Origin of the sequence: Exiguobacterium sp. s122, assembly GCF_018618475.1 — a bacterium.
GTDB lineage: Bacteria > Bacillota > Bacilli > Exiguobacteriales > Exiguobacteriaceae > Exiguobacterium > Exiguobacterium himgiriensis.
The window spans coordinates 85,041-106,790 of sequence record NZ_JACSMD010000004.1 but is presented as its reverse complement, the minus strand read 5'-3'; the positions used below and the strand labels follow the sequence as shown (position 1 = coordinate 106,790).

27 protein-coding genes are annotated in these 21,750 nt (G+C 48.5%); 8 read left to right on the top strand and 19 right to left on the bottom strand.

Annotation, left to right across the window (positions count from 1 at the left end; translation table 11 throughout):
* Positions 1 to 176: 176 nt before the first annotated feature.
* Positions 177 to 518 carry a YolD-like family protein gene (locus tag KNP92_RS14085; protein WP_251136611.1) on the bottom strand — a complete coding sequence of 114 codons (342 nt, stop codon included), beginning with the start codon at positions 516 to 518 and terminating at the stop codon, positions 177 to 179.
* A 371-nt stretch (positions 519 to 889) separates the two neighbouring features.
* Between KNP92_RS14085 and KNP92_RS14080 the strand changes: the two genes are divergently transcribed.
* Both KNP92_RS14080 and KNP92_RS14075 read left to right on the top strand, forming a co-directional pair.
* On the top strand, positions 890 to 1,345 hold the full coding sequence (locus tag KNP92_RS14080; protein WP_214803761.1) for a JAB domain-containing protein: 456 nt from the start codon (positions 890 to 892) through the stop codon (positions 1,343 to 1,345).
* 390 nt (positions 1,346 to 1,735) lie between these two features.
* Entirely contained in the window at positions 1,736 to 1,942 is a 207-nt protein-coding gene (locus tag KNP92_RS14075; protein ID WP_214838307.1) for a hypothetical protein, read from the top strand.
* Positions 1,943 to 2,139: 197 nt separating this feature from the next.
* On the opposite strand, the gene KNP92_RS14070 is transcribed toward KNP92_RS14075, so the two are convergent.
* Positions 2,140 to 2,766 (bottom strand): hypothetical protein, encoded by a 627-nt coding sequence (locus KNP92_RS14070; protein ID WP_214838310.1) that lies wholly within the window; start codon positions 2,764 to 2,766, stop codon positions 2,140 to 2,142.
* A 2-nt stretch (positions 2,767 to 2,768) separates the two neighbouring features.
* Entirely contained in the window at positions 2,769 to 3,338 is a 570-nt protein-coding gene (locus tag KNP92_RS14065) for a hypothetical protein (protein WP_214838313.1), read from the bottom strand.
* Between the two features lie 333 nt (positions 3,339 to 3,671).
* Here KNP92_RS14065 and KNP92_RS14060 point away from each other — a divergent pair, with 333 nt between their 5' ends.
* A complete protein-coding gene (locus KNP92_RS14060; RefSeq protein WP_029336186.1) occupies positions 3,672 to 3,878 on the top strand; it encodes a hypothetical protein in 207 nt (68 codons plus the stop codon).
* A 174-nt stretch (positions 3,879 to 4,052) separates the two neighbouring features.
* Complete coding sequence (locus KNP92_RS14055; RefSeq protein ID WP_214841558.1) at positions 4,053 to 4,397, top strand: hypothetical protein; 345 nt, start codon at positions 4,053 to 4,055, stop codon at positions 4,395 to 4,397.
* A gap of 298 nt (positions 4,398 to 4,695) precedes the next feature.
* Here KNP92_RS14055 and KNP92_RS14050 read toward each other — a convergent pair whose 3' ends face one another.
* Genes KNP92_RS14050 through KNP92_RS14040 form a run of 3 tightly spaced genes read right to left on the bottom strand, consistent with a single transcriptional unit; the run spans position 4,696 to position 7,372 of the window.
* Positions 4,696 to 5,739 carry a DUF58 domain-containing protein gene (locus tag KNP92_RS14050; RefSeq protein WP_214841555.1) on the bottom strand — a complete coding sequence of 348 codons (1,044 nt, stop codon included), beginning with the start codon at positions 5,737 to 5,739 and terminating at the stop codon, positions 4,696 to 4,698.
* Positions 5,740 to 5,744: 5 nt separating this feature from the next.
* Positions 5,745 to 6,671 (bottom strand): AAA family ATPase, encoded by a 927-nt coding sequence (locus KNP92_RS14045; protein WP_214841554.1) that lies wholly within the window; start codon positions 6,669 to 6,671, stop codon positions 5,745 to 5,747.
* Positions 6,671 to 7,372, bottom strand: coding sequence for a hypothetical protein (locus KNP92_RS14040; protein WP_214841552.1), 702 nt, complete (start codon positions 7,370 to 7,372; stop codon positions 6,671 to 6,673). The genes KNP92_RS14045 and KNP92_RS14040 overlap by 1 nt, the downstream gene beginning before the upstream one ends.
* A 251-nt stretch (positions 7,373 to 7,623) precedes the next feature.
* On the opposite strand from KNP92_RS14040, the gene KNP92_RS14035 reads away from it, so the two are divergent.
* Complete coding sequence (locus KNP92_RS14035; RefSeq protein WP_214838336.1) at positions 7,624 to 8,232, top strand: helix-turn-helix domain-containing protein; 609 nt, start codon at positions 7,624 to 7,626, stop codon at positions 8,230 to 8,232.
* A gap of 76 nt (positions 8,233 to 8,308) precedes the next feature.
* Here KNP92_RS14035 and KNP92_RS14030 read toward each other — a convergent pair whose 3' ends face one another.
* From KNP92_RS14030 to KNP92_RS14020, 3 genes are all read right to left on the bottom strand, one after another.
* Positions 8,309 to 9,250 carry a DNA/RNA non-specific endonuclease gene (locus tag KNP92_RS14030; RefSeq protein WP_251136610.1) on the bottom strand — a complete coding sequence of 314 codons (942 nt, stop codon included), beginning with the start codon at positions 9,248 to 9,250 and terminating at the stop codon, positions 8,309 to 8,311.
* A gap of 56 nt (positions 9,251 to 9,306) precedes the next feature.
* On the bottom strand, positions 9,307 to 9,687 hold the full coding sequence (locus KNP92_RS14025; RefSeq protein WP_214841549.1) for a hypothetical protein: 381 nt from the start codon (positions 9,685 to 9,687) through the stop codon (positions 9,307 to 9,309).
* A 123-nt stretch (positions 9,688 to 9,810) separates the two neighbouring features.
* Positions 9,811 to 10,092: a hypothetical protein gene (locus KNP92_RS14020; RefSeq protein ID WP_214841548.1), complete on the bottom strand. Its 282-nt coding sequence runs from the start codon at positions 10,090 to 10,092 to the stop codon at positions 9,811 to 9,813.
* A 144-nt stretch (positions 10,093 to 10,236) separates the two neighbouring features.
* On the opposite strand from KNP92_RS14020, the gene KNP92_RS14015 reads away from it, so the two are divergent.
* The 3 genes from KNP92_RS14015 to mphN all read left to right on the top strand — a co-directional run bounded on the left by KNP92_RS14015 (position 10,237) and on the right by mphN (position 12,726).
* Entirely contained in the window at positions 10,237 to 11,079 is an 843-nt protein-coding gene (locus tag KNP92_RS14015; protein WP_214841546.1) for a ComEC/Rec2 family competence protein, read from the top strand.
* The gene (locus KNP92_RS14010) at positions 11,076 to 11,300 is read left to right on the top strand and encodes a DUF3006 domain-containing protein (protein WP_024127775.1); all 225 of its coding nucleotides are present in this window, start codon (positions 11,076 to 11,078) and stop codon (positions 11,298 to 11,300) included. Before KNP92_RS14015 ends, KNP92_RS14010 begins: the two co-directional genes overlap by 4 nt.
* Positions 11,301 to 11,835: 535 nt before the next feature.
* Positions 11,836 to 12,726: a macrolide 2'-phosphotransferase MphN gene (mphN, locus tag KNP92_RS14005; RefSeq protein ID WP_214841544.1), complete on the top strand. Its 891-nt coding sequence runs from the start codon at positions 11,836 to 11,838 to the stop codon at positions 12,724 to 12,726.
* 69 nt (positions 12,727 to 12,795) lie between these two features.
* On the opposite strand, the gene KNP92_RS14000 is transcribed toward mphN, so the two are convergent.
* The 10 genes from KNP92_RS14000 to KNP92_RS13955 form a co-directional block, all read right to left on the bottom strand.
* On the bottom strand, positions 12,796 to 14,232 hold the full coding sequence (locus KNP92_RS14000) for an ImmA/IrrE family metallo-endopeptidase (RefSeq protein ID WP_214841542.1): 1,437 nt from the start codon (positions 14,230 to 14,232) through the stop codon (positions 12,796 to 12,798).
* Positions 14,233 to 14,236: 4 nt separating this feature from the next.
* The gene (locus KNP92_RS13995) at positions 14,237 to 14,524 is read right to left on the bottom strand and encodes a hypothetical protein (RefSeq protein WP_214841540.1); all 288 of its coding nucleotides are present in this window, start codon (positions 14,522 to 14,524) and stop codon (positions 14,237 to 14,239) included.
* A 5-nt stretch (positions 14,525 to 14,529) separates the two neighbouring features.
* Positions 14,530 to 14,970, bottom strand: coding sequence for a hypothetical protein (locus tag KNP92_RS13990; protein WP_214841538.1), 441 nt, complete (start codon positions 14,968 to 14,970; stop codon positions 14,530 to 14,532).
* Between the two features lie 18 nt (positions 14,971 to 14,988).
* Positions 14,989 to 16,143: a MobP2 family relaxase gene (mobP2, locus tag KNP92_RS13985; protein ID WP_214841536.1), complete on the bottom strand. Its 1,155-nt coding sequence runs from the start codon at positions 16,141 to 16,143 to the stop codon at positions 14,989 to 14,991.
* Positions 16,136 to 16,387: a hypothetical protein gene (locus KNP92_RS13980; RefSeq protein WP_214841534.1), complete on the bottom strand. Its 252-nt coding sequence runs from the start codon at positions 16,385 to 16,387 to the stop codon at positions 16,136 to 16,138. The genes mobP2 and KNP92_RS13980 overlap by 8 nt, the downstream gene beginning before the upstream one ends.
* Before the next feature lie 192 nt (positions 16,388 to 16,579).
* Positions 16,580 to 17,419 carry a hypothetical protein gene (locus KNP92_RS13975; RefSeq protein ID WP_214841532.1) on the bottom strand — a complete coding sequence of 280 codons (840 nt, stop codon included), beginning with the start codon at positions 17,417 to 17,419 and terminating at the stop codon, positions 16,580 to 16,582.
* Complete coding sequence (locus tag KNP92_RS13970; protein WP_214841530.1) at positions 17,420 to 17,998, bottom strand: hypothetical protein; 579 nt, start codon at positions 17,996 to 17,998, stop codon at positions 17,420 to 17,422.
* 118 nt (positions 17,999 to 18,116) lie between these two features.
* Entirely contained in the window at positions 18,117 to 18,605 is a 489-nt protein-coding gene (locus KNP92_RS13965) for an AraC family transcriptional regulator (RefSeq protein ID WP_214841528.1), read from the bottom strand.
* An 81-nt stretch (positions 18,606 to 18,686) separates the two neighbouring features.
* On the bottom strand, positions 18,687 to 19,793 hold the full coding sequence (locus KNP92_RS13960) for a lysozyme family protein (RefSeq protein ID WP_214841527.1): 1,107 nt from the start codon (positions 19,791 to 19,793) through the stop codon (positions 18,687 to 18,689).
* Positions 19,793 to 21,745, bottom strand: a complete 1,953-nt coding sequence (locus tag KNP92_RS13955) for a VirB4 family type IV secretion system protein (protein ID WP_214841525.1) — start codon at positions 21,743 to 21,745, stop codon at positions 19,793 to 19,795. Before KNP92_RS13955 ends, KNP92_RS13960 begins: the two co-directional genes overlap by 1 nt.
* Positions 21,746 to 21,750 lie beyond the last annotated feature (5 nt).

The following is a 21,750-nucleotide window of genomic DNA, read 5'->3' as shown; positions in this document are numbered from 1 at the left end:
GAAAGTCACTGAATTACCGCACACCGTTGGAGGCATTTTTGAGTCACCTGAATGGAGTCGATCTGTCTAGCTTAAATTGACAAACGGAATGATTTAAAGATATCAGTGTACTGCAACTTTTAACTGATACATCTATAAAAGCAGCAAAGGATTTTTCGTCAGCAACCGCCAGGGCGTTAGTCCATCGATTGTTCCACGTGAATGATTGCCTCGAACGGCACATGGATGATCCCGTCCCGCTGATTGGCCAGCTCGACGGTCCGCTCCAAATAGTTCGTACGATGTACGAACCCCTTGAATCGTTTCATCTCCCGATCCTCCACATATTTCACCTCCACCATATCCCCGCTGAAGATCGCGTCATTCAGCACATTCTCATAGACCGATAGGACCTGTTCATCGATATCTGGCATCTCAATTTTTTGAATCTCTTTATAGTATTTCGTCAGTAGCGCCTTGTGCTCGGGCATGAGGAACGGGATCCATTTCAGCTCACCCCGATCGCGATACATCGTCATCACAATCACTCCTTTTTATAAAACGAACACTTGTTCCTATTTTATACCTGATTTGTCCCGTTTGAACAGCCTTTTTCATGATTGTTGATCCCTGCGTCCTGTTTCCGTACTCTAGCTCGCTGGTCGTCGGTGCAAGGGACGTCAAAAAAATGACGCGCCCTCCGGCCCGTCTTCCTTCGCTTTAGGCTCAAAGCAAGGCTTTTCGCTCGTTGGCTACGGAAGCCTGGCCCTGCGTGCGCTCTACGCATTTTTTTGAGGCTCTCCCTGCGGTCGCCCTTGCACCGTCTCCCGACGCTCGCTGCGTTCCCGTCAACAGGACGCACAACGGTGTTCGTTCTGAGGACAGCTTATCCGAAAGGGGACAAATTATCATGGAACTATCCGCCATCATCGAGGTCATTCGTATCAAGCAAGAGGTTCGCGAGGAGATGGTCGCCCTCGAGCACGCCATCATCCACTCGCCGGACAGTGCCCGACAAATCGGCGCATCGTTCATCGGGGACGACGACCGTGAAGTGTTCCTCGTCATCATGCTGAACACGAAGAACCGGGTCATCGGCGTCCACCGGGCGCACGTCGGGAGCGTCAACTCGAGCGTCGTCCACCCACGGGAAGTCTTCAAATGCGCCATCCTGAACAACGCCTCGTGTCTCATCGTCTGTCACCAGCATCCGAGCGGTGACCCGACACCGAGCCGGGAGGACATCCTCGTCTCCGAACGATTACATGAAGCAGGCGACCTCATCGGCATCCCGGTGCTCGACCATCTCATCCTCGGTGCGGACGAGTCATACGTCAGCATGAAACAGCGAGGTTACATGGGTTGAACGGAATGGAGTGGGGCCGGGGGACCGGTCCCGGTCCGTCCGGGAAGGGCAAGGACGAAAAACGTACGTTTTTCTTTGACGGGATGGGCGACTCGCGTTGCTCTCGCCTGGATCCATAGAGCGGGATCCGGAAAAGGGTCGTTTTCGCATAACGAAAACGAGATGATTCGTGTGTGAAGATTGGACGTTGTTTTGGTCTGTCTCGTAAGAAGATTGTTTGATGAAATAGCAGAAGTGAAAACACGGTTTGTTTATTGAAAATGACCATGTTTTCTAAACAAGCCCTATTGCTTGTTTGAAACAACACCAGGGCTTACGTGAAATTAGGCGAGATGTTGCCTGCTTGCTTGCGAGGTATCATGAGGCTATCAACAGGAGAGGATGATTCAGATGGACAGCTACCAACTAGATCAACAGACGATGGACGAGATGACGGAGGTATTGCTTCGACGCCTTCCTGACCGGCTTCAAGAAGATTTTGACGACTTAAAGCTTGTGAGCATGGATATTCTTTGTGATGTGAAGGAAGGAGAACGTTTGACCGACCTTACCGTCTTCTTTAGTACAAATACGCTTCGCCATAATCGACGTACATAAGAACAAAAAGAAGTTCGTATATCTTCATATAATCTTTCTAGTAAATGTTTTTATTCAAGCAAAAACACCTTTGATGCTAGCACATTTTAAAAATTGTACCACGCCGAAGGTGTTTTTATATTATCTCAAGAAAATTAGGGTACCCCCGTCCAATTTATATGCGAAGGGCGTTTTTTCATACTTTAGTTTCACACTTTTTAATAAGTTACCCCTAGAATGAAGGGCCTTAATGCAATATATGATTCTGGGATGTTAATCCATCTCTCTAGATATGGATCATAGTAACGGCCACTCTTGATTCCTTCTCTTGAATTCCATTCTCCTTCAAATAAATAATCTTTCTCACTTCTTAAATACATCTCTAAGCGTTCATCTGAATTTTCATGCTCGTCCAGTCCCTGTGTATCTGGTCCCAAATGTTCTTCGAGCTCTTCAGAGGAAAGATTAGAGTAATAGGACCATTTTTCTGGACCGGCCAAATATCTAAGACCTTCATAGAGGGAATCGAACTTGAGGAATTCTCGTCTTGTTTCAAATTCTTTGGAGTCTCGCCATTCGTATACGGTGAGCCAGCGTTGAGCGAAATCGAACAATCTAAATGTACCTTCGCTTAAATCAGGTTCGGACTTGTCATGAGTCACGACTTGTTCTTCACCGTCTGAGTATTTGATATAGTATATGAGTTCACCTGACATCTCTTCGTTCTCTAAAAAATCAAATAGTTCCATCTCTTTATCATTGAGTAATTCTACCAAAGAGATTTCCTGTTCAGAATTCATCTCTCGATACATGATGACCAGGTTTTTAATGCTATAGATTTTCAATGTCAGTACCTCCAATACTGTATTTTTGGATAGAATTGCGTTACTTGCGGATTCTTACTTGATCCATCTGCATACTTTTGAATACCTACGCGATAAAACTTGCCATCGACATATGCATCATATTGAAAGAATTTCTCACCTTTATATTTCAAAAAGTCATTTGCAATCTTTGATTTTCTCGCATGAAGCGTTTTTGAAAGGGCGTTTAATATCTGTGTGTTTGTCGTATCGGGTGGGAAAAATGTCTGCGGCTTTGATTTTCCAGGACCGGACGTCCCAATCCAATATCTAAGGTCATGTCGATATAACATATGCCCAAATCTCTCATTCTTTAGTATAAGCGGTTTTTTGGCGCCGGGTAATACATTTGGGAATGCAATATGGTCCTTGTTTTGCATATATGCTTTTGCTGCATCTAGACCTGGCTTTGTATTGTTATTATTTTTTGATTTAACTTTTACAGTCTCAACTAAGTCTCCTTTAGTATCTTTGTCATTTTTAGGTTTGCGAATTTGAACACGTCCATGCTCCATAAATTTTGAAAGAGCTTTAAACAATGCACTGCGTTGCACAGATACTGTAGGTTTAGGAGCTAGGATTTCTATGGAGTCTCCGTTTGATTTTATATAAAATCCATCTATTATTGTCTCTTCTAAGGGTCGTTTTCGTATGACGAAAACGGAGTGGTTCGTGCGTGGATATAGGGTGAAGTTTTGTTCTGTCTCGTGATTTTTTGATAAAACGATAGAAGTAAAACATGGCTTGTTTATTGAAAATGACCATGATTTCTAAACAAGCCCTAGGGCTTGTTTGAAACAACACCAGGGCTTACGTGGAATTAGGTGAGATGTTGCCTGCTTGGATGCGAGGTATCATGAGGCTATCAACAGGAGAGGATGATTCAGATGGACAGCTACCAACTAGATCAACAGACGATGGACGAGATGACGGAGGTATTGCTTCGACGTCTTCCTGACCGGCTCCAAGAAGATTTTGACGACTTAAAACTTGTGAGCATGGATCTTCTTTGTGATGTGAAGGAAGGAGAACGCTTGACCCACCTCACCGTCTTTTTCAATACGAATATGCTTCGACGGAATCGTCGTACATAAGAAAAAGGAATGATTGTATACATGTATATGTGTATACACTTTTTAAAAGTCTTCATTTCTGTAGTCTCATGAACAAGGACTGAACGGGCTCTGGACGGGGAATCGTTCTATAGAAAACCGGAAGAGGTGAGACGTGATGGATGAGGGCTGCTTGATGACTATGCGTTCGAAGGATTGGATCCGTTCGTCCGGACCGTGTTCTCTGAACTGATGGAACATCCCGAGTGGATGCGTGTCGTCGACAAGGCACATTGCGTCGAGAAGGTCGTCCGGTTCGATGACGGACGGAACTCGCCCTACTTCCGGGTGTTGATCTATCTGGATTCAGAAGATTGTCCGATCAAGAAAGTGTATCTATACGGGACATGGGTGGTGGCGGATGGAGACGTGAGCTTCGTCGTCTCGGAGCTGTCCAAGGGTGTATTCGATTATGAAGTGATGCACGTCCATTGGCTCATCAAGTATCGGTTCGAGGATTGGGGAGTCTCTGAGGACGGGGCATGGGAGAAGGAATGGTGATCCGGGCTCATGCGTGAGCGTCTAACGCCCCGTGGCGAAGTCGCTCATCGCACCGCTGCCCCCCTGACGGCCCGATAACAAGAGCTGCTTTAAAACGCATCTCTATGTTCCTGGTCCTTTCTGACGGGAGGCACGGAGCGTAATGACAACGTCAAAAGCAAGAGCGGGGGTGCGTCTAACGCCACGCGAAGAACACCATTCGGCGGAATGGTGTTTTTTCATTTACATGGACCAGCATCATCTAGTGCACTGTCTATATATAAAAATGCATCAGCTAACTCGGCTTTTAAAAAGTCAGTTAGCTTGATGCAATTTTTATGAGCTGAGCTTGCTTGTTTTTTATTTTCGTCACGTAAGGCGAGAAACGGGTTGAACCCATATAGTGATCTTGCTCCGAGAGACTAGAGAGTAAGGCGAGGATGTTTTTAAGCTGCTTCGCCCCTTCTTGGATGCTCAAGTGATTGACATGTCCCTTTTGATCTAATCGGTTCACAAACAGCTCGACCTTCCCGCCGCTTTCAATCAATTCCCGACTGACCAATGCCGTATCCTCTATCAACTCTTCGAACTGATGATGAAGGCCGATTCCATTCGAAGCCGACAAGTCGAGATACACCGTGAACATGTCTTGATTGACCGGCTGGTACAGTTTCGTTTGCAAAGTCGATTTCTTCGCCGTCGCATACCAGTCGATTTGTCTAGACGGTTCATCCTCATAGGGCTTCGAGGAGATCTGTAGTAACCGATCCTTAATTGGAGAATATTTAGATACGCGCTCACCAAGCTTCAGATGTGATTGGATACGCTGCGCATGAGTACTTGAAATCGATGGATAGACCGTCCAACGTAAAGGGGGAGCCAAATAGAGTGTCAACGTACCCAACGATAGAGGCAAGCTAATCGTGATGGAGATTTCAGCTATTTCGATGGGCCCCCTTCGATTACCTGTAAGTTCGAAGACGAAATCAGACGGCAGCTCGTCCAATTCGATGATGGTTTCCGTATGCCCCTCTAAGTTCACGACGTAAGGTCCATCCTTTGGCGTACGTATATACGTTTTCGTGCTCATTTCGTTTAAGAGGTGCACGTTCGTCAGTTCAAGGGTGAACTTACAACTTTCATCTTTGAACAGAATCGAGTCGAACTGTCTCCACGTGACGTCCATTTGTGCAGTCAGTCGTTTCGTGTAACGCTCGATATAAAGACTTGCCGCCATAAAAACAGCAAGAACGAATGAAAAGATCGAGAGGTACGGCACGAACAACAAGATGACCATCACTGAAAATAAGACGATTTGGATTCGTTTTTCAAGCAAGAAAAATACATTGGTCGTGATGTTCATCGGAGTCACATGCCCATCTCGACCGGGACCGGGACGGTCGCCAAGAGTTCTTCCATGACCATGGCCTTCGAGGACTTGATCTCGCCCTCGAGCGTCAGTGTCAATCGATGTGCGAAAACGTATGGGGCCAAGAACTTGATGTCCTCTGGTGTGACATAGTCACGATTTTGGATATAGGCATAACTTTGAGCGGCTTTCGAGAGCGCAATCGTCGCACGTGGACTGATCCCCGTCTGAACATTCCGGTGACTACGTGACGCGGTCGCAATCGAGACGATATAACGTAACATATCTTTCGAGATGTGGATTTTCATGGCATCGGCTCGATATTGCAGGAGTTGCTCGAAATCGACATTCGCCAGTACCGCCTTCCGGGTCTCGGTGACAGATTCCTCCAACAATTGAAGTTCGAATTCTTCGGTTGGGTACCCTGTATGTAAACACATCATGAACCGATCAAGCTGCGCATCAGGCAAAGAAAAGGTACCAGATGATTCAATCGGGTTTTGCGTCGCGATGACGAAGAATGGGGTAGGAAGGTGATATGTCTTGCCCCCGACCGTCACCTGTCGTTCTTCCATCGCTTCGAGCAATGCGGACTGGGTACGTGGGACGGCCCGGTTGATTTCATCGATGAGCACGATGTTGGCGAAGATCGGGCCTTGCTTGTTTTCAAACTCTTGCGTCTTTAGATTGAAAAAATCTGAACCGACAATATCTGACGGTAATAAGTCGGCTGTAAACTGAATTCTTGAAAAGTCGCCGTGGAAACTCGTCGCCAATGTCTTGGCCAACATCGTCTTTCCGGTGCCAGGTACATCTTCTAAGAGCACATGTCCGTTTGCCAAAAGCGATGTCACACACAACTCTACTACTGTTGGGTTTCCCAAATAGACTTGGTTGATTTCCTCAATCATCGTACGAATGTTCATCAAGATTTCTCTCCTTTGTAGTGTTGGATGTATTGTCTGACAGATACTTTGAAATCATGAAGTGAGCGCTCGTCGATCACGTCCAGTTCTCCATATCGTACATCGGCATAAGGTTTCACAGATTGTTCGAATCGAATGCGTGCAAACCACTCTGAGACGGTCTCGTGAGGTTTTCGTTTTTGAGTTTCGCTCAAGATGTCATTCAACTCCACGAGTAGTTTCCCAAGCTCAGTATCAGAGGCATAGAGAAAGATTGGTGTGGTATTGGTCACCGTGTTCATGTTGGCTCGAGATGATAATGGTCTCTCGTCGGCTGAAGACGGTGTCGCTTTGCGTCGCCGCTTATCCCACCAATCCCGTACGCGCTTGTAGTACGTGAAAAATAAAATGAGCAAGAAAGCTATAACGGCCCATTTCAGGACGTCTGAAGTATCCCCTTGATCTTCGCCAGACGTCTTCTTTTCAAACCGTTCTTTTGACAAAAGATCATACCACTTCGGTATATCATTAGTATCCTCTAGATTCTCTGTTTTGTCTTTAAAGGTTGCCAACTCACCGTCGATATACCTTGGATTTCCCGACATGTCTTGTTGGGTGGGGCGATCTACAATCATTCCATAAAGGAAAGCCCCGCCGGTTTTAAATAAAGCGAGGATGACTAAGGTCGAAATGATGAAATAATACATTTTTCTTTTCTGCATAAACCCTCCTCTTATACAAATGAAATTAAAGATATACAGCTTAACCTTAAATATCCCTTTAAATACAAAAAAATTCAATGTTTAAAAATGGGATTTTATTTTTTGATTCCAAATTAAACTTCTATCATAAATGATTCGCTTAATTTTGATTGATATCCCTTCTAAAAAGTAGAGTTTGTGTCTATATTTTTTAACACAATGATTATGGTATTATTTAATAAAATAATCACTGTATTAAAAGGAGGCTTACCATGTATACGATTGACGAGGCATTTGAAATCTTATCGAAGAACAAGCTCACAAGCCATAAGGAGACGGTCCGCAACTGGGTACGAAAAGGCGTGATCCAGGCAGAACCGCTCGAGTCGCGTAAAAAAGGCTATCGGATCAGTGAGGAGGCGCTCGAACAGTTCATCAAAGAACGGATGCCGGAAGGATGGGAGCTGTATCTGGAGTCGGTGACAGGGGAAGCTCGGAATGTCGTCAAGAATGAAGAAGAGGCCTCGTATCACGTCGAAGTCGATGTAGAAGCGATTAAAGAGCGGGCCCGTGAGGAGATGTGGTACGAGCTTCTCGGCAAATTCGTCTTCGAGGACTACTTCGTCCTGAAGAAATCAGAGGTCAAGGCTGCGGTCGAGCATATGCGCTATTCAAAAGAGTTTGAAGCCGAGGTGTGGGAACGTTGCTCGAAGCATACGTGGGGTCACGCGACACCACGAGTCCCATACCTGCTTGATTACTTCATGTTCGAGGGGGATCGGATTCCCTTCAACAAAGATTTCGGTGGAAGAGATGAACAGATCATCCACGCGTTGATCGAGAAGATTAGGCTTGATAAAGTGAATCGAAAACGTAAATGAACATAAAAAGACATTCTCTTAAAAATAGAGGATGTCTTTTTATAAAATCATCATTGTTTTAATTTTTAGGGTGAAATCATTCCCCGACCATTCCGTCGTTGTCGTTATCACGCATGTAGGGGTAAAGCCAATGGTCGCTCATGATCGGCATCGTGAAACCGGCGTCTTTCGCTTCCTGGATCGTCACCTGACCGTTGCCATTCGTATCTACGCTCGAGACATCGCCTGTGGTCTCGGGTGCAGCTGCGGGTTCCGGCTCACTTTCTGTGAGGCCGAGTGCTTCGTTCACTTCATCTGGGTTCACGTTGTCGAACGAATCGGTAACGACATTTCCTCTGACAGTGTAGGTGTACTCATAGTGTGACGGGATATGTGTCGTCGTGTCGGGATAGGTGATGTTCGCCTCGAAATCGGTCGCGCCGCCGGCCTTACGGATGACGTCCTCCATATAGGCCTGGTCCCCGTAGCGGTTGAGCGTGCTATCCTGTGGTGTGATGTTGTAGGCGTTCGAGACGCCCCCGAGCGAGTCGGCGATGACGTGACCCTCATCGAGATCACTGTGTTCTACGCCAGGAACCTTCGCTTCGTCATGGTAGTAACGACCGTCCGAGGTCACGTCCTCCGTGTCATCATCCTGCAGGATGATCTGGTCGGCGATGACACGAATCAATTGACCATGCTCGTTCGTGAAAGCCCAATACTCGCGATCTCCATATCCGATATCGACGACGACGTTCGCCTCACGGTACCCGGACAAGTCCCCACCATCAACATTGATCAGTTTATAGCCGGAGAATTGATTGTTATCCGAATTTGTGACCGTTTCTTCGGCTGTTGCAGGCTCTTCTGCAGTCGTCTCCGTATTTGAGTCGTCTGTGCTCGTTTCGGTCGTCTCGACGACTTCTTCTGTTTGAGTAGCAGGCTCCTCTGCTTTCTCATTTGTAGAAGGGGTGTTTTCACTGGTACAACCGGCCATCAGCAGGATGGCCAAAGGGAAGGCTGAGTAGGTAAATTTCATTTTGTTCTCCTTATAGCATGTATATATGTAGATGAGTCAATACGATCTATGTTCAATTATATCCTCCGCATGTTTACGATGCGCCAATCCTTCACGTTTTGTTCGTCCATATGTTGAGTGACGCGTTCAATCATTCTAAATCGTTCGCGCTGACAAAAGTTGTAGGCTTCTTCCGGTAATGGCAGTTCGACCTCAATCGTGACTTTCACTTTTTTTCTTCGTTTGTTGAATCGACTGAGCAAATGATGTTCCAGCTTCGTGATGAACGCGTCGTCGCCAACACCCTCTTCTGACTTCAGTACGCCGGTTATCTCAGTACTGATTCCATCAAGGTGGTGTTTGATTTCAAACGGTGTCGCATCCAAGTACTCGCAAAGGTGATCAAAGCGTAGTAACTCTGTACCGTGATATTGCTGGATCCATTCTTGAAGTCGCATAAGGAGAACCCCTTTTTAGTTCAAGTGTACCTCGTAGGGTTGTAATAAACAGTGACGAAGTCGTGTACAGCATGTGTAAGGTGCCCCACATGAGACCTGTCCGATTTCATATTCTGTACTTCCTTAAAAACGAACTTTGTTTTGGATCTTCATCTCTTCCAACTTTGCCTTTTTCACATCAGGATCAGTGGTGAACTGATAGCTGCTTCCCTCATGGATCCAGGTCTCATCAAGAATGATGCCATTCATAATGTGACGATACGGCATTGCGGTGCATAACGTGTATCCCTTCAGATAGTGTGCAGCTTCCTGAATGGAGACACACTCCTTTACTTCTACCCCGTCTTTAAAAATCAGGACCGGTTTATTCGTCTTGTTTATTGCGATTGGTTTTCGTAAATCCATTTCTCTCACTCCTCCTATCAATTACACCTTGCCTATTTATGTATACGGTCAACCACAGGAATAAGAAGCTATTTAACAAATACCGGATTATAATAAAGGTGTGTTGGATAATTTTACAATAATTATAAAGTGGAGTGATAGAAGATGAATAAATTGATCAAGATTGGGAGTGCCGTTCTATTTAGTGGAGCGCTATTGGTGTCGCCATACGGGGAAGCATCAGCCGCTACGAGCATTAAAGTCCATTACATCGATGTCGGGCAGGGAGACGCCATCTATATCAAGATGCCGAGCGGTGAGGACGTCATCATTGACGGGGGGAACAAAGGAAAGGGCGATGCGATCGTCGCCTACCTCAAAAAGCAAAAAGTCGACGACATCGAGGTACTGATCTCGACGCATCCGGATGCGGATCATATCGGTGGATTGGACGAAATCTTGGATGCCTATCGTGTCGAGAACGTCTACGCACCAAAAGTGAAGCACACTACCCAGGCCTACAAAGACTTCCTTCAAGCCGTCAAACGGGAAGGGAAGACCATCAAAACGGCACGGGCCGGAGTGAAACTGCCAATCAAAGGTGTGAGTGCGAAATTTGTCGGTCCGGTCAAATCCTACTCGAACAGTGACTTGAACAATTGGAGTGCAGTCCTTCATGTCACGTACAAGAAGAACACCTTCTTGTTCACAGGGGACGCGGAACATGTTTCTGAGAAGGACATGATGGCGAAGAAGCAGACGCTCCGTGCAGATGTCTTGAAGGTGGGGCATCACGGTGCCAAGACGTCGACGAGCAGCACGTTCCTGAATACGGTCAAACCAAAGCATGCCATCATCAGTGTCGGGAAGAACAGCTACGGCCACCCGACGTCCGAAGTAGTGACGAACTTGAAGCGTCAAAAAGTGAATACGCTTCGTACAGACAAAAATGGCACGATCATTATCACAGGAAACGGCTCGAGTTACGCCGTGAAGAAATCAAAATGAAGCGACGGAGAGGTATCATCGATCGATTTGAAGGGGACTTGGCTGTCGTCGAATTCGGAGAAGTGATGGAGGATATTCCAAAGTCACGACTTCCAGACACGGTTCAACCTGGTGACGTGCTTTGGTTTTATGAAGATGGGAAAGTTGAAGTGGACGCCAAGGAACGCAAACGATTATCGAGTGATATCGATGAGTTGATGGATGAGCTTTGGGAAGATTAAAAACGAGTATCAATTATTCATGATTGTATTTTTAAAACTTACAAATCAGTATTTAATAAAGACAAATCGGCAAATAATTTTTATCTAAATATAAAGCTCGATTGACATTGAATAAAAACTGATATAAAGTCAACAGCATAATATTCACTAGGAGGATTGTTAAGAATGATGCACGCTGGGAGATTACGCCACCACACTTTGAACAATGGCTAATTGAATATGTTCAAAGGCTCTGTTTTCATAAAACAGAGTAAATGGGAGTAGTCTGCACATTTTTATCAATCTTTGACGAAGAAACCACACACTTACAAACATAGCAGATTTACAACTCTTTTTGTCGTGTCCTTTTATTTTTGATAATGGACGCTTCTTGGTTGTAGCTCATTTACTCTTGATCACAGACACCATTTTGTCTGTGATTTTTTTATGACTTCATTTAGTTAAGTCTAATTAGAAAAGATTGAAATGAAAAAGTATTAAAAATGCATACATTTCACTTGCTTATCGCACAACATAAAAATTGGAGGAACAAATCATGAACGAATTTAAACGGCTTGCAAAAAATAAAGGATTAGATGTGTTAGAGAATAGCATTGTGGTAAATGAATCGGGTGTTGATTTTCAAGTTGCTTATGCAAAAGATACGCTTGGTAGCAAGTGGATACTAAGAATTCCTCGAAGATTAGATTCGATGAGGAGCGCCTTGAAAGAAAAGGGGGCACTAGAAATTATGGAAGAACATGTGAGTTTTCAAGTTCCAAATTGGTCAATTTTTGATGATGAACTAATTGCGTATAAGCAATTAGATGGTGTTCCGGTTGCAACAACTGATGTAGAGCAACAAGATTACATCTGGAGTTTTGACAAAGAGAATACACCACAATCTTACTATCAGTCATTAGGTAAAGTGTTGGCAGAACTACACACATTACCACATCGACACTTCAAAGAAATCGGTATCAAAACTCTATATGCTAGAGATTTAAACAGTTCAATGAAGATACGGATGGAGAAGGTGAGACAGAAGTATCATGTGAATTCAGAGCTATGGGAGCGTTGGCAAGAATGGTTGGCGAATGATTCGCTATGGCCATCGCATGTAGGTGTAAGCCACGGGGATTTACACCCTGGCCACATACTAATAAATAAGAATTTTGAGGTCTCTGGTTTGATAGATTGGACAGAAATTAGTATTGCGGACACATCTGTGGATTTTCTATCACATCTATTACTGTTTGGTAAGGATGGTTTGACAAAGTTACTCGATGCTTACGACAATGCAGGCGGAAGAACATGGTCAAGAATGGATGAGCATATAATTGAGTTGTTAACAACCAGCGCAATAACTGTAGCTGAATTCGCAGAGATATCTGACCTACAAGATATGCGTGAAACAGCTGCTCATATGCTTACACAAAATGTATGAGGTAAAAGCAATGGCAGCGCTCTGAAATTGAAAAGGGTATGAATTTTTAAATCATCATACCCACGAATGTCACCAGAGTCTTTCGATGTTAAACAATGAAATTCTTGAAAGGGACTTTTGTTCTTCATCTAACAACACGTCATGCCAGTGATTTTCAAGCGATTTCAGGACCGGTCTCTCCAAACGATTGGTTTTTTCAAGATGGTGTAAAGGATGTACGGCACTTTCCGGGACGAAGTGACCACTGACCAATGGTTGATTCGGTAATGCGATTGTATAAGCCACAAGCTGATCTTCACTGAAGTCATGATTATTGGCGATGCCGAACTGCTGAAACCCGAGACCCATACCATGAATATACATGAGCGGCTCATCGACGCGATCCATCTTCAGGTTCGTCTCGAGGGCCGCTTTTGCGTTCAGATAGGGCTCCACCTCCTCGGGGAACACACTTTGTACGGCATGCATCTGTTCATAGAGATTGAGATCAGTATTTTTCCACCCCATGCGGTGATTCATCTGGTTGATATACTCGAGTGGACTCTGTTCCTTTTCTTGCTCCAAAGTATTCACCTTCTCTAAATGTGACTCGATATGGTCGAGGAAGCCTGCGGACGTCTGATGGACCTCCTGCAACAGTTGTTCCTTGTCGAGGAGCTCCTTGTCTTTCGTCCAGCCGGCCAGATAAGAAAGCGAGAAATCGTCCGTCGGGAACCCGAGTTGATGTGAGACGACATAGGCGACCATCTCGGCTTGGAACTCTTTCTCGGGTGCCGTGAGCGGTTTGTCCCGTTCGAGATTCCGCTCTTGGTTGTGCAGCTCCGAATGGGCGAGCTCATGGATCAGGACACTGATGTCCTCGATGGATGTGTTTCGCGGGTTCAAGGCGATCGCATGTAGCTCCGGATAGTAACAACCCTTTGCCGTCCCGATCTCGTCGAGCGGTTCCTCCAATAGCGTCACATTCCGGGCATCCGCGAGCGTCGTCAAGGCGTCACGGATGTCTTGTTCGTTCTCGAGCCCGCCGTCTCGGTGATACCGTTTGAAGACGGCCGAGACCTCAATTCCTTTCTCGCGCGCGTCGGTCTGCGTGTATTCGAACACGTGACCGATTTTGAAGTACATCATCTTGCGTGACGGGATGCGTCCTTGTTTCACGCCGTCCTTGATCGGCTTCGGTGCTTTGCTGAGCGGCACCCATTCATCTTTGTGCAGGGCGTACGTCACCGGGATTGGGACAAACACCTTGATGCCACGCTCACCTTTTTGTACCTGTGCGCCTTGCTTCTCCCAGAAAGGATAAGAGCCGACCGCGACCGCGCCGGGGAACTGGGACTCGATCAAGACCGCGTTCCGCATTGAGTATTGATGGAACTTGCCGAGAAACTGCAGATGTTCCCGAATCTTCTCCGGACTCTCGAAGTAGCTGTCAATCTGTTTTCCCATCTGCTCGGTCAAGGCCTCGAGCTCGGCCTTCCGTTCTTCGTTCGTCTTCATCTTGGCCATCGTGTCAGACTCCTTCCTTCAACAAGTCGGTGACAGATTCATCACTATCCGTAAAATCGTTCAGTTCACGCTCGAGTTGTGGCGACGTTTCCGGAATGTCCAGTAACAGCCGTGTCCGATCGAAATTGACGGGAAGCAAGACGATTTCGTCTTGCGCGATAGCAGTTAAAAGCTGATGCTCGGAAACGGACACCAGGATGTCGTACCGTTTTCCATAAATAAGGACCGAGACAGTTTTCTGTTGAAGCGTCAACAGTTGTCCCATCGTAAAGGGACGGTCAAGTGGTCGCATAAGGTTCATCCTCTCTCAAAAGTTAGTGTGTCCTTCTTCTGTTTTTGGTGTTCGATACGTTCCTGGACGACACGTTCCGCCGTCGCGAGGAAAGTCGGCTTGAATTGGTCTGTCGTCATGATGTCCTCGATGCCCTCGGTCTGCATGAGCGCCTGCAGGAGCTCTGTCAGGATCTGACCGTGGCGGTCGGAGCGGTTCGCGGCGAGACGGATCCGCTCGAGTTCCGTCAATACCTGCTCGTTGATCAACTCCTCGATATGACGGGAAACCTGTGTGCTGATCGAGCGGGTGAGGAACTGCATGTCCCACTTCTCGTCGGCCAGTTGTTTGTGTTCGGTTGCGATATGGTCAATGACCTGACCGAGATGGCCGAAACGTTTGTCGTCGGCGAACTCTTCCAAATACGCGACCGTATCTGGCTTCAACCGGAGGCGGATCTGTCTCAACTCTTCCATCGTCCTCCCTCACTTTCCATATTCGATATCTCGTTCCAGTTGTTCGAAAGCACGTTGATTCTTCAAATGTTCGAACTCGTCGTTCATATGCCGCTCGATCCGGTAGAGTGATTCGTTGAATATCTTTTGTTGTTTGAACGCACGTCGGACCGGATGTTTGCGAGCTTCACTCTTCTCATTCACGTGTTGCTCTTTCGCCAGTTCACGCATCTCGGAGAGGATGGCATTCCCCATTCGGGTGTAGAGGTCCTGTCGTTTCGTCGTCCGGTACCGCTCGGCCTTCACCTTGTCGCCGTAGCTCCGACGATGGAACGACACTTCCTGCTCGAGCCGCTCGTTGAAGGCTTGAAACTCTGATTTGAAATGAATGTCGATATAGCGGTCGGTCAGACGGTCGAGTGATTCACGGAGCGGCTGCATCCCGTTCATGTTGTAGCGCCATTGCCGTTTGTCTTCCGGCAACTGCTCATAGATGTCCTTGAATTGGCGGACAAGGTCGGGATGCAGGACACGGTTCGGTAGCGTTTGAATCTTCCGGTTCCGTTTATGGGCGACCAGTTCGTCTCGTATGAAGGCGTTCAGTTTCTCCTGTTCTTTCGTCCGGTCGGCGAGCGAACAGATGACTTTCGACTTCATCAGCTCGATTGATTTTGGTTTTCGTTTGCCGCGCTCGCGCATGTGGCTCGTCTCGACGATGGCGACATGCACGTGGATATTGTCGGTGTTGTAATGCACGGCACCGGTCCAGTAGGCGTGGACCATCTTCTCTTTTTGAAGCATTGAATCGATCGCGTTCCGTGTCGCCTGGATCAACCGTTTCTCGTCGACGAGGTCGTCGTGGAGCACGCCGGTCTCGCGTAGCCAAGCGTTGTCGAACGAGATGACGTCCTGCCAGAGGATGCTCCCGTTCTCTTGCGCGTGCTTGAAGATGTCGCGGACGGCGCGACGCTTTTCGTCGTCCAACCGGTCGTCCTCGCGTGTGAACAGACCGCTCGATTTCATCTCGTCCCCCATGTAATCATGGTACGACTCGAACTGTTCGCGGCTGTCTTTGGTGTCCGGTCGATTGATGTAGTCGAGGTACGTCGTGTAACGACGTGACTTCTTTTTCGTGCCCGGCACCTTGAACTTCGACTTGATGACAACGCCCGGCGTCTCACGCATCCTGCATCACCTCGTTCAACAACCGGGTCAACTCGGCGAGCTCTTCCGCGCTCCGTTTCAGGTGGAGCGTGTTCGCCTCAAGCTGTCGTTCGAGTCGCTCGACCTGCGTCGATTGGATGCCGTTCGCGCACCAGGAGGCGAGTAGTTCTTTCAAATATTGTTGCCGTGAGTGGTTATGTTCCTTGGCCCATTCATCGATTTGCTTTACGATGACGGGGTCGATGTCGCGGAGTAATAGATCCATCTGTCTGACCACCTTCCTAGAGGCTGTATATTGCCGAGGTCCTAAAAGTTCGTTCAAAGAGCATAAGGGGAAACTGCTATCACTTGTCGTGATAGCCCAGGCAGAGCCTGGGGTTTCCGTGATATCATCAAAAGTCCGAAAACGGCACGAAATGTGCCAATAAAACCAACGATTTGGCACGAAATGTGCCACTTAAATCGACAGTTCCCGGAGCCGGACGCGCAGTTTGTCGTGCTTTTCTTCGAGCGCTTGAACCGACTGTTCGAGTTTCTCAAGTTCGAGTGTGAGCTCGTCACGCTTCCGGCTGAGGTCGAAGATTTCGTTCTCCTGTTCGACCTGTTCGTCGAGCGAGAGGTAGGGGAGTTCGTCCTCAAGTTCCTCTTTGTCACGGTCGAGCCGTTTGATTTGTTGTCGCTGCGCCTTGACCGACTGTTGCGCTTTTTCTAACTGGCGCTCGGTATGCGCGAGCCCGTCCTCGACGAATTGTCTCGTGAAGGTTGTCTCGTCGGATGAACTGTGGTTCGCTTGTTCGATGGTCCGACGGTCGGCATAGAGTGACGTCAAAAGACTGTTCTCCTGTTCCTCAGGTGTGAGTGTGTCGATTGATTGTGACTCGTCCACCCCATAGATTCGGACGGCGAGCTGATCGAAGTCTCTCGGCACGTCCTTCAATTCGAGCACGTATTGGTCGTTACGTTCGTACAGCACCATGACTTCCTTCTCGGAATCCGGACGTGCCTTATAGACATAGCGGAAGAGATGATCGTTCGTGTTACCTGGTACTTCATCGAGCGAGAGTCGGATGCGCATCGTCCGCTTTTCCGTGTCATAACTCCAGGCATGGAGCGTCACGATTTCCCCGTTTGAGAGCCGAATCGCCTCGTTGATCGGCGTCTCATTGATTGGTGCTTCCTCAGCAAAGAAGAACGATGAGGTTCCGAAAAAGAGGAAGCCCATGACAAAGAATACGCCGAGTCCGAGGTAGAAGCGGGATACGTTCTGGGTGAGGCGTCGTCGCGTTTGTCGTCGCATCTAGATCCCTCCTTCCGGTGTCAGGTCTTCCATCTCAGTAACAACCAAACGTCCGTCGACGGACTCGAACGTCAGGGCCAACAGTTCTTGCGTCGTCTCTTCATAACCCGTCTCGAGGATCAACAGGTCCTGTTCGAACCGCACGAGACAATCTTCTCCGGAGGCAGAAGGGAACACCTTGATGTCGCGAACGGTCGTCTCGAACGTGCCGACGTCACTGCCGTCAGCGGCGAAGAGCGTGGCCGCGAGTTCCTCCGACATGACGTCTTTCGCCTGTCGTTTCTGGGTCGTGTAACTGTCCTTCGTGATGGTGAAGGCATACTCGACGAAGCGCGTCGCACGTGTGGTCAGCTCCTCCATTCGTTCCGTCTCCATCGAAGCGACGACTGGCTCAGTGTCCGACGGTGTATCTTCGGAGGTTTCCGATTCAGAGTGAGTGACGCTCTCATTTTCCGTCTGATGCGTGTCTGAAGTACTCGTGACAGCCGTCACTTGTTGATAGAAAAAGACGTTCGCCGCGAGCGAAATGAGAAGCAGTACCCCGAACAGAGAAGCGAAATGTTTAGTGGTAAACACCATTTGATATGCTCCTTTCACTCATTTATTTATGACATAGCAAAAATGAATTTTGACTTACGTTAAACCAAACAAAAAGGGGTCCTCATTTTTTGAGAATCCCTTACGTTTGTTGAAATTTTCAATTTGGATAATCCTTGTTCTTAATTGGTACATGTAAATCAACTCTAGATTTTCCCTCTGGATCTTCAGCAGGATTGTTCAAATTAAACTCTAAGTTATGTCTATCTTCGTCCATTAAATATTTGCTTTCTGGTAACCACTTTTCAAAAATAAATTCATAAGTTTCTTTCATTTTTTCCGGTCTGTCATAGAAATGGTGAACAATGTATTGGCCGCCTACTAACGTTCTAAATTGTATTTCATCGTGTCCCGACTTATCAAAGTTCTCAAGAATTGTTACACAAGCATCATGCCTACATTCATGAGCTTTGACGAAATCCGGATTGTCTAATGAAACACCAATAAATTGACTTGTAGGAGGGTAGAGATCATATTGCATTGCCCACTGCATTAATTTTCCCCAATGTTCTTGGGGTTCAAAATAGCTACCATTACGTCTAATAAACGCAATCTCAGTTTCCGGTAACTGCCTTAATACGATGTCCATTTTATAACCTCCAATAAAGTTGGCATATATATATTCACGAATGACATTCTATTCTTTGAAGTGATGTTCCTTCTTTTATTATTACAATCCGAAGACCGGGGCGGGGTCGATATGCCCGGACCATTCACTCGTCTTGATCTCGAAATGCAGATGGTTCCCGCTCGAGCGGCCGGTCGTGCCACAGTACCCGAGCGCTTGTCCGGCGTCAATCTGTTGGCCCGTTTGGACGCCGAGACGACTCAGGTGCGCGTACGCCGTGATGTAGTTGTCGTGTCGGACTTGGACGAGATTGCCGTACGGTCCGCGGTTCCCGCTATAGATGACGGTGCCGCTCTTGACCGCGTGGATCGTGTCGGACGGGGTGCAACTGAAGTCGATACCGGTGTGGTTATCCCGTTGTCCGAAGACGACGCGCCACCCGAAACGCGATGTCACGTTGAGCGGGATGGCGAGCGGGGAACGTAACCCCGACAACAGTTCTTTCGTGATGACCCCGTCGGCGACGGCGATCGGCGCGAGGTATTTCAACACCGCGTCGACGTATTCGATGTCCCCATAACAGGCACCGTACTGGACCGCGCTCGGACGATGACAGCGGTAGATGCCGGTGTGTTTCACGCGTTGGTACATCATTTGGGAGAACGAGATGGCGAGCTCTTTCGAGTACCGTCCTCCGTTCTGTTGCACATAGTCAATAAAGCCGCCTCCGAAGTTGTAACTCTGTAGCGTGAGCTGCACGTCACGGTTCGCCCGTTCGAAGACGGCGGCGAAATGTTCGACGCCGTAGACGATGCTCTCCTCGGGGGAGGTGATGCATCCGATGCGTCCACACTTCGATTCGCTCGCCTGCATCGGGTCGTTCCCGCGTCCGCCGCTCTCCTGCATCATGAGCGCGAGTACGAGGTTCGTCTGTTCGGCCAGTCCGTGCTTCGACAGTTCCGATTCGACCAAGCCCCGATATTGGAGCACCTGGTCGCTTACCTGTAGACCTCCTGCGGTATTGAACGTGACGTCGGTCGGTTGTTCGTTCTGGACACCTGTGAGCGTGTCGAGGATTCCGACGACGAGGATGACCAGGAACAACACGAGTGCCGTGATGCCGAGCAGGATGAGCCGCCACTTGAGCGTCGCGAGTTGCCATTTCGCTGTGACGGCGAAGCGGGCCGTCCGTTTCGCGGCCGCCCACATCAGGCACCCCCACCGAACAAGACGAGTTCTTCGGGTGCGACATCGACGTCAAAGATGAGGTTCTGCACGCCGGAAATGCTGAGGACGACACGCCCCGTCTCGAGCGAGGGGATGATCCGCATCTCGGAATTCGAGAGTTGGCCATCAAACACCGTCTGGATGATTGGGATGCTCTCCGCGTCCTGTTCGCCGATGATCTTGTATTGCGTAAGCTGGAAGAGCGACTTGACGTTCTCCGCGTTCTCGGACTTCGATCCGGCCGGCACGAAGTCGGTGATCAGATGCGACACGAAGAAGATGCCGCCGAAGTACTTGCGCGCCTCGCGCATACAGCGTTGCAGATACAGGATGGCCGGCTGCGCGATGTCGCGCGTGTTGATTAAGTGGTGTGCCTCGTCGATGACGATGAGGTACTTGCATGCTTCTTCCGTCCGGAGCACGCCCTGGTTGTAGGCCTTCAGTTGACTCGATCCGTTGGCGATCATCCCGTCCCACAGCATGTTCATCAAGGAGAACACCTGCGCCTGGAACACTTCGTCCCGTAGGCTCGTCAGGTTCCGGAGCGGGAACGAGACGATGAGCTCCTCGTCGAACCGGTCGATCGAGGAGTGCCCGTCGAAGATGTTGCCGTAGTTATGGACGAGGTTCGTGACGGCGAGCTCGATGTTCTCGAGACGTCGGACCCGGTTCGGGCTGATCGCTTCCTTGATTGAGGTGCGCGTGTCGTCCGTGTAGAGCTCACGACGCACGAGATGCAAGAAGTCGGAGAACGTCGGGTACCGCTTCGCCGGATGCGTCGTGATAGGCAGTTCGCCTTGTTCGTCCCAGAGCCCGTGCCGGACGTACAAATCCCGGAGCAGGATCTCGAACTCGTTCGTTTCTTCCTGCGTCGCCGCCGGGTTGATGTAGTAATAGAACACGGCCATCTTCGAGAGATGCTGCATGAACGAGAGTGCCTCGTTGGCGCTGCCGTCGTTGTTCGTCACCGTCTTATAGACATGGAGCGGGTTGATGAGCCCGGCCGACCCGTCGAGCGCGATCTCTTTCCCGCCGAGCTGACGCACGAGATCGGAGAATTCGCCCGTGACGTCGAGGATGCGGATCTTGTTGCCCTTGATCGCCTGGTCGAGCACGGTCTTCTTGAGAAGTGTCGATTTGCCAGAGCCCATTTTGCCGATCATGAGCGCGTTATAGAACTTTCGCTGTTTGTCCTTGTGGAACAGGTCGAAGATGACGCTGCCGTTCGTGTCGGTCGTGCCGTAATACGTCCCGGTCGCGTCTTGGAGCGACGTGAAGTGAAACGGATAGCCACCAGCGATGGAGAGGGAAGGGATCTCTTTCCCACGGCGCCGGTTCGGGAGCTTTTGTTGCTGGTCGTAGCTCGTGAACAGGCTCTGCCACTCCCATTCCTGCTCGTTCAGGAAGATCGTCGAGCGGAAGTTGCGGGCCTCGAGCTCCTCCATCACTTCCTGCACCTTCACCTCGAGCGCGTCGAGCGTCTTCGCCTTCACATAGAGGCGGAGATGCAGATATTTCATCGTCTCGCCCTGAGTGATCTGTTCATAGAGCTCGTTCAGCTCCTTGTATGTCTCCCGGGCGTCGATGCGGTCGATGTTGTCCTTTGCGTTCTCGAAGCGCGTGTTCTGTTCGGCCATCGACTTGTTGATGGTCTGGATGATTTCACGCTTGTCGGCCGTCCCGATGTCGAGCGTCGTCAGAACGCCCGGCATGTTCAGAATCGGTTCGAGCCAGTAGTCATAGACGAGCGACTGATATTTGTAGACATGGAGGCAAGACAGATAGCCGTCCCCGAGCCGGACGAAGTTGGCGTCGAACTTAATGCCGCCCTGTGGCTGGATCTTGGCGATGACGTCGGGATTGTAACCTTTCTCGATTTTTATGGTCTCCGGGTCCGATTGTTTGGATAACTTGTCACGCAGGCGCTGCCACATGCGCG

What these genes read in the sequence shown, in the direction of transcription:
- KNP92_RS14085 (WP_251136611.1), bottom strand. Translation starts at nt 518, where the DNA reads ATGACGATGTATCGCGATCGGGGTGAGCTGAAATGGATCCCGTTCCTC.
- KNP92_RS14080 (WP_214803761.1), top strand. Translation starts at nt 890, where the DNA reads ATGGAACTATCCGCCATCATCGAGGTCATTCGTATCAAGCAAGAGGTT.
- KNP92_RS14075 (WP_214838307.1), top strand. Translation starts at nt 1,736, where the DNA reads ATGGACAGCTACCAACTAGATCAACAGACGATGGACGAGATGACGGAG.
- KNP92_RS14060 (WP_029336186.1), top strand. Translation starts at nt 3,672, where the DNA reads ATGGACAGCTACCAACTAGATCAACAGACGATGGACGAGATGACGGAG.
- KNP92_RS14050 (WP_214841555.1), bottom strand. Translation starts at nt 5,739, where the DNA reads ATGAACATCACGACCAATGTATTTTTCTTGCTTGAAAAACGAATCCAA.
- KNP92_RS14045 (WP_214841554.1), bottom strand. Translation starts at nt 6,671, where the DNA reads ATGAACATTCGTACGATGATTGAGGAAATCAACCAAGTCTATTTGGGA.
- KNP92_RS14040 (WP_214841552.1), bottom strand. Translation starts at nt 7,372, where the DNA reads ATGCAGAAAAGAAAAATGTATTATTTCATCATTTCGACCTTAGTCATC.
- KNP92_RS14035 (WP_214838336.1), top strand. Translation starts at nt 7,624, where the DNA reads ATGTATACGATTGACGAGGCATTTGAAATCTTATCGAAGAACAAGCTC.
- KNP92_RS14030 (WP_251136610.1), bottom strand. Translation starts at nt 9,250, where the DNA reads ATGAAATTTACCTACTCAGCCTTCCCTTTGGCCATCCTGCTGATGGCC.
- KNP92_RS14025 (WP_214841549.1), bottom strand. Translation starts at nt 9,687, where the DNA reads ATGCGACTTCAAGAATGGATCCAGCAATATCACGGTACAGAGTTACTA.
- KNP92_RS14020 (WP_214841548.1), bottom strand. Translation starts at nt 10,092, where the DNA reads ATGGATTTACGAAAACCAATCGCAATAAACAAGACGAATAAACCGGTC.
- KNP92_RS14015 (WP_214841546.1), top strand. Translation starts at nt 10,237, where the DNA reads ATGAATAAATTGATCAAGATTGGGAGTGCCGTTCTATTTAGTGGAGCG.
- KNP92_RS14010 (WP_024127775.1), top strand. Translation starts at nt 11,076, where the DNA reads ATGAAGCGACGGAGAGGTATCATCGATCGATTTGAAGGGGACTTGGCT.
- mphN (WP_214841544.1), top strand. Translation starts at nt 11,836, where the DNA reads ATGAACGAATTTAAACGGCTTGCAAAAAATAAAGGATTAGATGTGTTA.
- KNP92_RS14000 (WP_214841542.1), bottom strand. Translation starts at nt 14,232, where the DNA reads ATGGCCAAGATGAAGACGAACGAAGAACGGAAGGCCGAGCTCGAGGCC.
- KNP92_RS13995 (WP_214841540.1), bottom strand. Translation starts at nt 14,524, where the DNA reads ATGCGACCACTTGACCGTCCCTTTACGATGGGACAACTGTTGACGCTT.
- mobP2 (WP_214841536.1), bottom strand. Translation starts at nt 16,143, where the DNA reads ATGCGTGAGACGCCGGGCGTTGTCATCAAGTCGAAGTTCAAGGTGCCG.
- KNP92_RS13980 (WP_214841534.1), bottom strand. Translation starts at nt 16,387, where the DNA reads ATGGATCTATTACTCCGCGACATCGACCCCGTCATCGTAAAGCAAATC.
- KNP92_RS13975 (WP_214841532.1), bottom strand. Translation starts at nt 17,419, where the DNA reads ATGCGACGACAAACGCGACGACGCCTCACCCAGAACGTATCCCGCTTC.
- KNP92_RS13970 (WP_214841530.1), bottom strand. Translation starts at nt 17,998, where the DNA reads ATGGTGTTTACCACTAAACATTTCGCTTCTCTGTTCGGGGTACTGCTT.
- KNP92_RS13965 (WP_214841528.1), bottom strand. Translation starts at nt 18,605, where the DNA reads ATGGACATCGTATTAAGGCAGTTACCGGAAACTGAGATTGCGTTTATT.
- KNP92_RS13960 (WP_214841527.1), bottom strand. Translation starts at nt 19,793, where the DNA reads ATGTGGGCGGCCGCGAAACGGACGGCCCGCTTCGCCGTCACAGCGAAA.
- KNP92_RS13955 (WP_214841525.1), bottom strand. Translation starts at nt 21,745, where the DNA reads ATGTGGCAGCGCCTGCGTGACAAGTTATCCAAACAATCGGACCCGGAG.